The sequence below is a fragment of the Streptococcus oralis ATCC 49296 genome, assembly GCF_000185265.1.
Lineage (GTDB): Bacteria > Bacillota > Bacilli > Lactobacillales > Streptococcaceae > Streptococcus > Streptococcus oralis_BC.
This window is the reverse complement of the sequence record NZ_GL622183.1, coordinates 398074-410624: the sequence shown is the minus strand read 5'-3', so window position 1 is coordinate 410624 and position 12551 is coordinate 398074. Positions and strand designations below refer to the sequence as shown.

Annotated in this window: 9 protein-coding genes; 7 read left to right on the top strand and 2 right to left on the bottom strand. The window is 43.4% G+C overall.

Going from position 1 to position 12551, the window contains the following annotated elements; genetic code table 11:
• The first annotated feature begins 211 nt into the window (after positions 1-211).
• Positions 212-1510 (top strand): adenylosuccinate lyase, encoded by a 1299-nt coding sequence (purB, locus tag HMPREF8578_RS04320; protein WP_000610729.1) that lies wholly within the window; start codon positions 212-214, stop codon positions 1508-1510.
• A 57-nt stretch (positions 1511-1567) separates the two neighbouring features.
• On the opposite strand, the gene strH is transcribed toward purB, so the two are convergent.
• The gene (gene strH / locus HMPREF8578_RS04315; RefSeq protein WP_000764181.1) at positions 1568-5323 is read right to left on the bottom strand and encodes an LPXTG-anchored beta-N-acetylhexosaminidase StrH; all 3756 of its coding nucleotides are present in this window, start codon (positions 5321-5323) and stop codon (positions 1568-1570) included.
• 302 nt (positions 5324-5625) lie between these two features.
• A complete protein-coding gene (locus HMPREF8578_RS04310; RefSeq protein ID WP_001007181.1) occupies positions 5626-6342 on the bottom strand; it encodes a GntR family transcriptional regulator in 717 nt (238 codons plus the stop codon).
• Positions 6343-6663: 321 nt separating this feature from the next.
• On the opposite strand from HMPREF8578_RS04310, the gene HMPREF8578_RS04305 reads away from it, so the two are divergent.
• From HMPREF8578_RS04305 to HMPREF8578_RS04280, 6 genes are all read left to right on the top strand, one after another.
• Positions 6664-8451: a glycoside hydrolase family 35 protein gene (locus tag HMPREF8578_RS04305; RefSeq protein WP_000196610.1), complete on the top strand. Its 1788-nt coding sequence runs from the start codon at positions 6664-6666 to the stop codon at positions 8449-8451.
• Positions 8448-8924, top strand: coding sequence for a PTS sugar transporter subunit IIB (locus HMPREF8578_RS04300; protein WP_000156968.1), 477 nt, complete (start codon positions 8448-8450; stop codon positions 8922-8924). The genes HMPREF8578_RS04305 and HMPREF8578_RS04300 overlap by 4 nt, the downstream gene beginning before the upstream one ends.
• Positions 8925-8950: 26 nt before the next feature.
• Entirely contained in the window at positions 8951-9856 is a 906-nt protein-coding gene (locus HMPREF8578_RS04295) for a PTS mannose/fructose/sorbose/N-acetylgalactosamine transporter subunit IIC (RefSeq protein ID WP_000616988.1), read from the top strand.
• On the top strand, positions 9843-10664 hold the full coding sequence (locus HMPREF8578_RS04290; RefSeq protein ID WP_000185284.1) for a PTS system mannose/fructose/sorbose family transporter subunit IID: 822 nt from the start codon (positions 9843-9845) through the stop codon (positions 10662-10664). The genes HMPREF8578_RS04295 and HMPREF8578_RS04290 overlap by 14 nt, the downstream gene beginning before the upstream one ends.
• 3 nt (positions 10665-10667) lie before the next feature.
• On the top strand, positions 10668-11072 hold the full coding sequence (locus HMPREF8578_RS04285; protein WP_000045700.1) for a PTS sugar transporter subunit IIA: 405 nt from the start codon (positions 10668-10670) through the stop codon (positions 11070-11072).
• A 269-nt stretch (positions 11073-11341) separates the two neighbouring features.
• Entirely contained in the window at positions 11342-12508 is a 1167-nt protein-coding gene (locus HMPREF8578_RS04280) for an SIS domain-containing protein (protein ID WP_000936006.1), read from the top strand.
• Positions 12509-12551 lie beyond the last annotated feature (43 nt).

Here is a 12551-nt window from a genome sequence, read left to right as displayed (position 1 = left end):
AGAAGAAAGGAACAAGGGCTCCGTATCCTTTAAAACTGAATACGGGCTACGGACTTCCTAATTGTAAACAAAGAAAGGGAATGGGCATCTAGTTTGCAGAACTGAACCCGGGCGGAAAGCTCGGAATTTAGATAAACCTCCTAGGACGCAAGCGTCTGTCGTTGGTTTCCTAAAATTCAGTCGCTTTCTAGTCGCCCTTGGTATCTTAACTATGATCAACCGTTACTCTCGCCCAGAAATGGCGAACATTTGGAGTGAAGAAAATAAATACCGTGCTTGGCTTGAGGTGGAAATCTTGGCTGACGAGGCATGGGCTGAGTTGGGGGAAATCCCTAAGGAAGATGTGGCTTTGATTCGCGAAAAGGCGGACTTTGACATCGATCGTATTTTAGAGATTGAGCAGGAGACGCGCCACGATGTGGTTGCCTTCACACGTGCGGTTTCTGAGACTCTTGGTGAAGAGCGCAAGTGGGTTCACTATGGGTTGACTTCTACCGACGTGGTGGATACTGCCTACGGTTACCTCTACAAGCAGGCTAACGACATCATCCGTCGTGACCTTGAAAACTTCACCAACATCATCGCTGATAAGGCTAAGGAGCACAAGTTCACCATCATGATGGGTCGTACTCATGGTGTGCACGCTGAGCCTACAACCTTTGGTCTGAAATTGGCGACTTGGTACAGTGAAATGAAGCGTAATATCGAGCGTTTCGAGCATGCGGCTGCTGGTGTGGAAGCTGGTAAGATCTCTGGTGCAGTTGGAAACTTTGCCAACATCCCACCATTTGTAGAGCAATATGTCTGCGACAAATTGGGCATCCGTGCTCAAGAAATCTCTACACAGGTCCTTCCTCGTGACCTTCACGCTGAGTACTTTGCAGTTCTTGCTAGCATCGCGACTTCCATCGAGCGCATGGCGACTGAGATTCGTGGTCTGCAAAAATCTGAGCAACGTGAAGTGGAAGAATTCTTTGCCAAGGGGCAAAAAGGTTCTTCAGCAATGCCTCACAAACGCAACCCAATCGGTTCTGAGAACATGACAGGTCTTGCGCGTGTTATCCGTGGTCACATGGTAACAGCTTATGAAAACGTAGCCCTCTGGCACGAACGTGATATTTCTCACTCATCAGCTGAACGTATCATCACACCGGATACGACTATTTTGATTGACTACATGCTCAACCGTTTTGGAAATATCGTCAAGAACTTGACAGTCTTCCCAGAAAACATGATCCGTAATATGAATTCTACGTTTGGTCTTATCTTTAGCCAACGTGCCATGTTGACCTTGATAGAAAAAGGCATGACCCGTGAGCAAGCCTATGACTTGGTGCAACCAAAAACAGCCTACTCCTGGGATAACCAAGTAGACTTCAAACCGCTTCTCGAAGCAGATCCAGAAGTGACATCGCGCCTTACACAAGAGGAAATCGACGAAATCTTCAACCCTGCATACTACACTAAACGAGTGGACGATATCTTTGAACGTATCGGACTTGGTGATTAATCCTAACAATAAAAAGCGAGATTCAATCTCGCTTTTTTGTATTCTTGTCGAAGGGGTTTAATCTTCTTTTCTCTTAGTGAGTCCGTAGGCTGCTAGTGTGGCCATGAGTCCTGCTGCGACCAAGCCTGCAGATTCTTGACTTCCTGTTGCAGGGAGTTGTTTTTCATCTGCTTTGCTAGTAGTTGCTTCAGCTTGCTCAGCTTTCTCAACGGCAGTTCCGACTTCGACCACCTGAGCGACCGCTTCCTGCGATACCGCACTATTGACAAGTGTTCTTTCTTCCTTGCCGTCAGCAGTAGTGCTGACAGAGTAGAAAATCGTACGACGACCATTTACACCAGTAACGATGACTTGCGTTTGTCCGAGTGGCAATTGCGGATTTTCACGTGTTACGGTAGTGAACGGAATCTCTTCCTCTTGGATGTCCAGTCTTGGTTTTGCCTCTGCGGCTGGAGCAAGACCGTGTTCATCCCCTTTGTGCGTAATAGGGGTGCCGATTTCAACCACTTGGGTCACAGGTTCTTTGGTTACTTGGCTATCTAGAACCGTTTCTGTTTGTTTCCCATTTTCAGTAAGGACAGAGATGTAATGAGTGCGTTCGCCCTCTACACCTGGTGTGATGATCTTTTCTTGACCGGCTGGGAGGTTCGGATTTTCCTTCTTGATAACTTCAAATGGAATCTTTTCTGCTCTTGTGATGAGTTCCGGTTTGGTTTCGACATTGGCAGCTAGTTCGTTTTCATCGAGGCTTCCTGAGTGGGTTGCTGCTGGTTTGAGGCCTAGGCGGGCTACTTTGAGCTTGGCTACGAGAGCGTCTAACTCGGCTTGTTTGTTACGGTTGAGGTTGTAGTTGAGAGCTTCTTTAGCTGCATTTAGGGCATCCAAGCTTTCCTTGCTGTATCCATCCAAGTTTGCAGGGATTTGAGCAAGTTCCTCACGGAGTGCGTTGTAGTTAGCGCGGAAGTAGTCTTTGTTATGGTCTGCAAAGGCAGTCATGAGTTCAAAGATTTCTTCTTCCTTGTACTCAGCACTTGGTTTGTCTGCCCAGATAGCAAGCATGCTTCCGACGGTTGGAAGGTCTACTTCTGGATACTTGGTAGATGCAAGCTGGTTAAATGGCACTTTGCCAGAGTTTTCAAGTGCTTTTGATAGTGGGTAGGCTTCGTCTGGTTTGTGATTACCTAGGACGTAGTACCAGTCTCCGTTGGTGTTGAGGAGTTTGTAGCCCTTGCTTGCTAGGTACTGAGGCGTTGCAAGGTTGTAACCCCACCATCCTTTAGACCAGTAAGAGATGATGACATCCTTGTCAAACTCAACATCGTCCTTGTCCTCGTAGTAGAAACCATCGTTGAAGGCCATTGGTTGAAGGCCTCTTTCTTTGGCCATGGCAGCAAGGGTGTTAGAGTACTCAGCAAACTTGCCATAGAGTCCATACCATTTGAGGTAGTACCAGCCTTGGGCGTTGGTAGCATCATTGGCATATTCGTCTGTACCGTAGTTGAAGATCTTAGTCTTGCCTGCAAAGAAGTCCATGTACTTGCCGATGAGGGCTTTGACAAAGTTCATCGCCTCTTCGTTTTCAAGGTCCATGGTTGTTTTGGAGACCTTGTCAAAGTTGGCTTGAGGATTCTTGATTCCAAGTTTTTCCATAGCGACGAGCATGGCATCCATGTGACCTGGACTGTTGATCGCTGGGATGAGTCCGAGGCCTTTTGATTTTGCGTATTCGATCAATTCAGCGATTTCAGCCTGGCTAAGAGTGGTTCCGTTTGGATCATCGTAGTAAGCTTTTGTTCCTTCGATGATGGCCTTTTTGACATCATCGCTTGCATAAGTTTTTCCGTTAGCTGTGATGCTCATGTCATCAAGGAGGAAGCGAAGTCCGTCATTTCCTAAGAGAAGATGCACATCAGAGTAGCCGAGCTCGCTCGCCTTGTCTACGATGCGTTTGAGTTGGTCGAGCGTGAAGTACTTACGTCCGGCATCGATGGAGATTACCTTGTTCTTGGCAAGTTTTTCAACTTCGCGTTTCGCGTCTTCTTCTTTTTGAGCTTCTGGTGTGAAGGTCAAATTGTTTACAGCTTCTTGGAGTTTCGCGATTGCTTGGTCAATGGTGTCTTGTTGGGCACGGCTGAGGTTGCTATCAAGTGAGCGAATGGCTTTTTCAGCTTCTTTTACAGCTGCGACACTTTCTGCAGTATAGCGGTTAAGGTCTTTTGGAACCTCGTTAAGTGCTTGTTCTGCAGACTCATAATCAGCTGCGAAGTATTCAGCATTGGCATTTGCGAAGCTACGCATGAGTTTGAAGAGGCGTGATGGTGAATAGCGTGCAGATGGAGTGTCAGCCCAAGCAGCTACCATACCACCGATGAATGGAATAGTTGCTCCGTCGGATTTTGGTACCGAAGTGATTGGAGTGTTCTTGATACCATTGAGTCCTTGGTCGAGGTTGTACCAGCCTTGACCATCTGCATTCCGTCCTAGAACATAGTACCAAGCATCGTTGGTGTTAAGGATTTGGTGGCCTTTTTCAACTAGAAGTTTAGAAGAAGCGACGTCGTATCCGCCCCATCCACCAGTCCACATTGAAACGATGATGTCTTTGTCAAAGGTTCCAAAGCTAGTGTCGCTATTGTAGTAGATACCGTCGTTAAAGGCCATTGGTTTGAGGCCGTGAGATTTGACGATGCGAGCAAGGTCGTTGGCGTAGGCGATAAATTTATCATAACCCTTGTCAGGGAATCCATCTTCTGGATACCATTTATAGGCCTGAAGAACGCTCCAGCCTTTAGCATCTGTAGCATCATTGGCATACTCGTCCAGTCCGATATTGAAGATGTCAGATTTGCCAGCGAAGTAAGCAGCATACTTGTCGATCAGAGCTTTGGTAAATGCAAGAGCCTCCTTGTTATCAAGGTCAACGGTACGAGCAGATTCCTTACCAAAGTAGTTGAAGTTCGGTTTTTGGATGCCTAGTTCTTTCATGGCATGCAAAATCGCATCCATGTGACCAGGGCTGTTTACAGTTGGGATGAGGCCAATACCTTTATTTTTAGCATAGTTGATCAAGTCCGTCATCTGACTTTCTGTCAAATGGTTGCCGTTTGGATCCTTGTAGTAGGCATCGGTTCCGTTTTCGAGTGCACGTTTGACATCGTCGCTTGCATAGGTTTTGCCATTGGCTGTGATCGTCATGTCGTCCAACATAAAACGCATGCCGTCATTTCCAACTAGTAAATGGAGATCAGTATAACCGTAGTGTTTGGCTTTGTCGATGATTTCTTTGAGTTGGTCTGGAGAGAAGTACTTGCGTCCAGCGTCAATTGAGATCATTTTTCTTTTTGCCAATTTTTCATTTACCTGAGCTGTTCGTTCCGTGCTAGGAGTGGCTACTGCAGGTGTGACGGCTTCATTTTTCTTTTCTGAAGGAGTACTTTCGGCAGGAGTTTCAGCTGGGGCAGGGCTTTCTTTCTCGGCAGTAGGAGTTGGAGTAGCATTTTCTGTCACAACTGGTGCGCTTGACTCTTCTGTTTTTGGAGCAACTGTTCGATGATCCTCCTGGTCTTCTTTGACCTCCTCTTTTACAGGTTTGTCAGCCTTTTCTTCCAGTTTTTCTGGAACTTTGGAGTCTACAGTTTCTTTGACTGCTTGTGGACTCTCCTGAATAGTTTGAACAGTTTCTTCAGCTGTTGGAGCTGGAGTAATCCCGTCGGCAGATACGACTTGGGCGCTAAAAGCAAATCCTATCAGTACAGAAGCTGCCCCAACCGCGTATTTACGGATGGAGAAGCGCTGTTTCTTTTCTAGTTTCATGACAAAACCTCCTTGTTATTATCATATATGATAGCGTTTACATAAAACCGATTTTATTTTATTATCTAAGGAGTAAAATGTCAAGTGAGTTTATATAAGAACTATAATAAATAGAGGAAATCATAAGATTTAGGAGAAATTTGCTAATAAGGGATAAAATAGAGGAAAAACCAAACGAAATTTCACCTTGTTTTTAGTAAAAATGCTACTAATTAAATAAGAGCCCTTCATAGCGTTTTCACAGCTTCTTTCTCGTGCTATAATGAATATAGAAAAAGCCTGAGCTAGGCTCAGGCTTTTTCTTAATGACCTCGGTTACATGAGATGAATTTGATTTTGTAGTAGTCTGCTCGCTTATAAGTTTCACTATAGGCAAGGACTTGGCCAGTGGCCTCAAGTTTTGTAGTCTTCGTTTGGAAGACAGTTGGGAATTGTGTATCGATTCCGAGTACAGAAGCAGCATGCTCTGGTGTTGGGAATGCGATTTCGTTGATTTCCTCAAAATGTTCATCACTCATGTGAATGCGGTAATCCAATTTGAAACGTGTATAGATAGAGCTATAATAGTCAAGATTTGGATAGTTGGCATTGATGTATTGCTCAGGAATATAAGATGTGTGGTAGATGTATGTTACGTCGTTTGTCTGACGAATACGTTCAATCTTATAGTAGAATTGATCTCCACGTAGTCCAAGTTTATCTAAATATTCAAGTTTGTTTCCGCGCTCGATAGAAAGGACAGTAACTTTATCGTCTTTTGTTTCAAAGATTTCGACATCTGAAAACTCAACGAGTTTGTGCTTGCGGGCACGTGAAACGAAAGTACCTTTACCTTGTTGGCGGACAATGTAGCCGTCTTTAGCAAGGTCATTCAAGGCACGAACAACTGTGATTGAACTCACATCGTACATCGCGATCAATTCGGCTTCTGTATAAAATTTATCTCCACTTGCAAATTGACCAGAGATGATTTTGTTTTTTAATTCATCTTTAATATATTGGTATTTAGGAATAGCCATAAATTTCACCTCGATTCTCTTTCTCCAATTTTGATTTTACCACAAATATAGAGAAAAGAGTAGTATTAAGGTCAAAAAATTAAAATAATAGACTAAAAATGTTATTTTACATGTAAAAAAATTCATTTGATGTTCTTGTGAATTATCATACATAAAAAGATCGTTTTCATGCTATTTTTAGATAATTTCGGTAAACGGTAAGTAAAAAAATAGAAAAATTTTAAATAATTTTCTAAAACCTATTGACAAATTCAAAAGATTTGACTATAGTTAATATTATAATAAATGAAAGCGCAAACTTAATTCGTCAGAGGTAATAACATGACCAGATTTAAAATCGAGGATGATTTCTATTTAGACGAAAAACCGTTCAAGATTTTGTCCGGCGCCATTCATTATTTTAGGATTCCAGCAGAGGATTGGTATCATTCTCTCTATAACTTAAAGGCGCTTGGCTTTAATACAGTCGAGACCTATGTAGCTTGGAATTTACACGAACCTGTTGAAGGGGAGTTTGATTTTGAAGGTGCCAGAAATTTGGAGAGATTTCTTCAAATTGCACAAGATCTGGGTCTCTATGCCATTGTACGCCCGTCTCCATTTATCTGTGCGGAATGGGAATTTGGTGGCTTGCCGGCTTGGCTCTTGACAAAGGACATGCGAATTCGCTCGTCCGACCCGGCCTACATCGAGGCTGTTGCTCGCTATTATGACCAATTATTGCCAAGGCTTGTGCCTCGCTTGTTGGATAACGGCGGAAACATTCTCATGATGCAAGTCGAAAATGAATATGGCTCTTATGGAGAAGATAAGTCTTATCTACGAGCAATTCGAAAATTGATGGAAGACCGAGGGATTGATTGCCCACTCTTTACTTCAGATGGCCCATGGAGGGCTACTCTGAAAGCCGGAACCTTGATCGAAGACGACCTCTTTGTGACAGGAAACTTCGGTTCTAAAGCTCCGTACAACTTTTCACAGATGCAGGAATTCTTTGATGAGCATGGCAAGAAATGGCCCCTCATGTGTATGGAATTCTGGGATGGTTGGTTCAACCGTTGGAAAGAACCCATCATCACACGGGATCCTAAAGAATTGGCAGAAGCTGTTCGAGAGGTATTGGAGCAAGGCTCTATCAACCTTTACATGTTCCATGGTGGTACAAACTTTGGTTTCATGAATGGTTGCTCGGCTCGAGGAACTCTGGATTTGCCACAAGTCACATCTTACGACTATGATGCCCTTCTGGATGAAGAAGGAAATCCAACTGCTAAATACCTAGCAGTCAAGAAGATGATGGCAACACACTTCCCGGAGTATCCACAGTTGGAACCACTCTATAAGGAAAGCATGGAGATAGGGTTCATTCCATTGGTCGAAAAAGTTTCCTTGTTTGAAACCCTGGATAATCTCTCTAGTCCTACTGAAAGCCTCTATCCAAAAGCGATGGAAGAACTTGGTCAAAGTTATGGCTACCTTCTCTACCGCACGGAGGCAAGTTGGGATGCAGAAGAGGAACGTCTCCGTATCATCGATGGACGTGACCGAGCTCAACTCTTTGTAGATGGTCAATGGATTGCTACTCAATACCAGACAGAGATTGGTGAAGATATCTACTGTCAAGGCAACCGAGAAGGCTTTTCAGAAATTGACATCTTGATTGAAAATATGGGGCGTGTCAACTACGGTCATAAGTTCTTGGCAGATACGCAACGTAAAGGAATTCGAACAGGTGTCTGCAAGGATCTACATTTCTTACTGAATTGGAAACAATATCCACTGCCACTGGATAATCCTGAGAAAATTGATTTTTCAAAAGGATGGACAGAAGGACAACCAGCCTTTTACGCTTTCGACTTTATGGTCGAAGAGCCGAAGGATACCTACTTAGACTTGTCTGAGTTTGGTAAGGGAGTTGCCTTTGTCAACGGGCGTCACCTAGGGCGTTTCTGGAACGTCGGCCCGACCCTCTCACTTTATATCCCTCATAGCTATCTCAAGGAAGGTGCTAACCGCATCATCATCTTTGAAACTGAGGGCGAATATAAAGAAGAGATTCATTTAACTCGTAAACCTACACTAAAACACATAAAGGGGGAAAACTTATGACAATTGTAGGATGCCGTATCGATGGACGTTTGATCCATGGTCAAGTAGCCAATCTTTGGGCTGGAAAACTAAATGTTTCACGCATTATGGTTGTAGACGACGAAGTTGTTAACAACGATATTGAAAAGAGTGGTTTGAAACTTGCGACACCACCAGGTGTGAAACTCAGTATCTTGCCAGTTGAGAAAGCAGCAGCAAATATCCTTGCTGGTAAATACGATAGCCAACGTCTCTTTATCGTTGCACGTAAACCAGACCGTTTCCTTGGTTTGGTCGAAGCAGGTGTTCCGCTTGAAACACTCAACGTCGGCAATATGTCTCAAACACCAGAAACTCGCTCTATCACACGTTCTATCAACGTGGTAGACAAGGATGTGGAAGATTTCCACAAACTAGCAGAAAAAGGTGTGAAACTCACTGCTCAAATGGTTCCAAATGATCCAGTTTCAGACTTTTTGAGCTTATTAAAATAGGAAAAAATTTTTAGGAGGTCATTGTTATGATACAATGGTGGCAAATTTTACTTCTCACTTTGTACTCAGCTTATCAAATCTGTGATGAGTTGACAATCGTTTCATCTGCAGGTTCCCCTGTATTCGCTGGTTTCATTACTGGTTTGATCATGGGAGATGTGACAACTGGTTTGTTTATCGGTGGTAACTTGCAGTTGTTCGTTCTCGGGGTTGGTACCTTCGGTGGTGCTTCTCGTATCGACGCAACTTCTGGTGCGGTTCTTGCAACAGCATTCTCTATCTCTCAAGGTATTGATACAGATCTTGCGATTACAACAATCGCTGTACCAGTAGCAGCACTTTTGACATACTTCGACGTTCTTGGACGTATGACTACTACTTTCTTTGCACACCGCGTTGATGCTGCGATCGAACGCTTTGACTATAAAGGAATCGAGCGCAACTACCTACTTGGTGCAGTGCCTTGGGCTCTTTCACGTGCCCTTCCAGTCTTCTTTGCCCTTGCTTTTGGTGGTGCTTTCGTACAATCAGTAGTAGACCTTGTTAAAGAATACCAATGGGTTGCAGACGGTTTGACACTTGCAGGTCGTATGCTTCCAGGTCTTGGATTTGCAATCTTGCTTCGTTACCTTCCAGTTAAACGTAACCTTCACTACCTTGCAATGGGATTCGGTTTGACAGCTATGTTGACTGTTCTTTACTCATATGTAACAGGTCTTGGTGGAGCTGTTGCGGGTATCCTTGGTACTCTTCCTGCTGATGTTGCTGAAAAGATTGGCTTTGCTAACAACTTCAAAGGTTTGTCTATGATCGGTATCTCTATCGTAGGTATCTTCCTTGCAGTTGTTCACTTTAAGAACAGCCAAAAAGTAGCTGTAGCAGCACCTTCTACACCATCAGAAAGTGGGGAAATTGAAGATGACGAATTCTAATTACAAACTTACAAAAGAAGATTTTAATCAAATCAACAAACGTAGCTTGTTTACCTTCCAATTAGGTTGGAACTATGAGCGTATGCAAGCTTCTGGTTACCTTTACATGATCTTGCCTCAATTGCGTAAAATGTATGGGGATGGAACTCCTGAATTGAAAGAAATGATGAAAGTTCATACTCAATTCTTCAATACTTCACCATTCTTCCACACAATTATCGCTGGTTTTGACCTTGCCATGGAAGAAAAAGATGGTGTAGGTTCAAAAGATGCCGTTAACGGTATCAAGACAGGTTTGATGGGACCATTTGCTCCTCTTGGAGACACAATCTTTGGTTCACTTGTACCTGCTATCATGGGATCTATCGCAGCAACTATGGCTATCGCTGGCCAACCATGGGGTATCTTCCTTTGGATCGCAGTTGCAGTTGCATATGACATCTTCCGTTGGAAACAATTGGAATTTGCCTACAAAGAAGGGGTTAACCTTATCAACAACATGCAAAGTACCTTGACAGCTTTGATTGACGCTGCATCTGTACTTGGTGTCTTCATGATGGGTGCTCTTGTAGCAACAATGATCAACTTTGACATTTCTTATAAATTGCCAATCGGTGAAAAGATGATTGACTTCCAAGACATCTTGAACTCAATCTTCCCACGCTTGCTTCCAGCAATCTTTACTGCCTTTATCTTCTGGTTGCTTGGTAAGAAAGGCATGAACTCTACTAAAGCGATCGGTATCATCATCGTTCTTGCAGTAGGTCTTTCATTCATCGGTAAATTCTTGCTTGGAATGGGCGCATAATTTATGAGTAAATCATTAATTTTGGTGAGTCATGGTCGTTTCTGTGAAGAACTTAAAGGTAGCACAGAAATGATCATGGGTCCACAGGACAACATTCATGCAGTGGCTCTTCTTCCAGAAGATGGTCCAGAAGAATTTACTGCAAAATTTGAAGCTGCTATCGAAGGATTGGATGATTTCCTAGTCTTTGCGGATCTTCTCGGTGGTACACCATGTAACGTGGTAAGCCGTTTGATCATGGAAGGTCGCGACATTGAACTCTACGCAGGGATGAATCTTCCAATGGTGATTGAATTTATCAATGCAAGCCTTACAGGTGCAGATGCGGACTACAAGAGCCGTGCTGCAGAAAGCATCGTAAAAGTCAACGATTTATTAGCTGGCTTCGATGATGACGAAGACGAATAATACTCTTCGAAAATCTCTTTAAACTATGCAAGTGTCGCCTTGCCGTATATATGTTACTGACTTCGTCAGTCTTACCTGGCAACCTCAAAGCAGTGCTTTGAGCAACCTGAGGCTAGCTTCCTAGTTTGCTCTTTGATCTTCATTGACTATAAGATGTGACAACGTGAAAATCGTTAGAACAGCTTGTATAGAATATACATGGGAATGGGAGTCACTCCCATTCCCATATTTTCAATAGGAATGAAACAACAATAGATTAGAGGAACTCTATGCTAAATTACACAAAAGAAGAATTACTTGAACTGGGTGCAGAAATCACGACTCGTGAAATCTACCAACAGCCTGATGTATGGAAAGAAGCTTTTGAAGCCTATCAAGCGAAACGTGAAGAAATTGCAGCCTTTCTGCAAGGTATCGCTGATAAACATGACTATATTAAGGTTATCTTGACAGGCGCTGGGACTTCTGCTTATGTGGGAGATACCTTGGTGCCTTACTTTAAGGAAGTCTATGACGAACGCAAATGGAATTTCAATGCCATTGCGACAACTGATATTGTTGCCAATCCAGAAACTTATTTGAAAAAAGATGTGGCGACTGTCCTTGTTTCCTTTGCTCGTAGTGGGAATTCACCTGAAAGTGTGGCGACGGTTGATTTGGCCAAAGCCTTGGTTGATGACCTCTATCAAGTGACCATTACATGTGCTGCAGATGGTAAATTGGCTCTTCAAGCTCATGGCGATGACCGCAATCTTTTGCTCTTGCAACCAGCTGCCTCTAATGATGCTGGATTTGCTATGACTTCTAGCTTTACATCTATGATGTTGACAGCACTCTTGGTTTTTGATCCTACAGAATTTGCTGTGAAAGCTGAACGTTTTGAAGTTGTGTCTAGTCTTGCCCGTAAAGTTCTAGACAATGCAGAAGATGTCAAAGAGCTGGTTGACCTTGACTTTAACCGTGTTATCTACCTGGGCGCTGGTCCTTTCTTTGGACTTGCTCATGAAGCTCAGCTCAAGATTTTGGAACTAACAGCTGGTCAGGTGGCGACTATGTATGAAAGCCCAGTCGGCTTCCGTCACGGTCCAAAATCTCTTATCAACGAAGATACAGTTGTTTTGATCTTTGGTACAACGACAGACTACACTCGCAAGTACGATTTGGACTTGGTTCGTGAAGTGGCTGGTGATCAGATTGCTCGTCGTGTTGTGCTCTTGAGTGATCAAGCCTTTGGTCTTGAAAATGTCAAAGAAGTAGCACTTGGTTGTGGCGGTGTCTTGAACGATATTTACCGTGTCTTCCCTTACATCGTTTATGCCCAACTCTTTGCCCTATTGACTTCACTCAAGGTAGAAAATAAACCAGATACACCGTCTCCTACTGGCACTGTAAACCGTGTGGTACAAGGTGTGATCATTCATGACTATCAAAAATAAGGAAGTGTCTATGAGTAAATTACAATTAAGTCCCAATAAAGTA

Coding starts and splice junctions, on each gene's coding strand:
- HMPREF8578_RS04300 (WP_000156968.1), top strand. CDS start 8,448: ATGACAATTGTAGGATGCCGTATCGATGGACGTTTGATCCATGGTCAA.
- HMPREF8578_RS04305 (WP_000196610.1), top strand. CDS start 6,664: ATGACCAGATTTAAAATCGAGGATGATTTCTATTTAGACGAAAAACCG.
- purB (WP_000610729.1), top strand. CDS start 212: ATGATCAACCGTTACTCTCGCCCAGAAATGGCGAACATTTGGAGTGAA.
- strH (WP_000764181.1), bottom strand. CDS start 5,323: ATGAAACTAGAAAAGAAACAGCGCTTCTCCATCCGTAAATACGCGGTT.
- HMPREF8578_RS04310 (WP_001007181.1), bottom strand. CDS start 6,342: ATGGCTATTCCTAAATACCAATATATTAAAGATGAATTAAAAAACAAA.
- HMPREF8578_RS04290 (WP_000185284.1), top strand. CDS start 9,843: ATGACGAATTCTAATTACAAACTTACAAAAGAAGATTTTAATCAAATC.
- HMPREF8578_RS04285 (WP_000045700.1), top strand. CDS start 10,668: ATGAGTAAATCATTAATTTTGGTGAGTCATGGTCGTTTCTGTGAAGAA.
- HMPREF8578_RS04295 (WP_000616988.1), top strand. CDS start 8,951: ATGATACAATGGTGGCAAATTTTACTTCTCACTTTGTACTCAGCTTAT.
- HMPREF8578_RS04280 (WP_000936006.1), top strand. CDS start 11,342: ATGCTAAATTACACAAAAGAAGAATTACTTGAACTGGGTGCAGAAATC.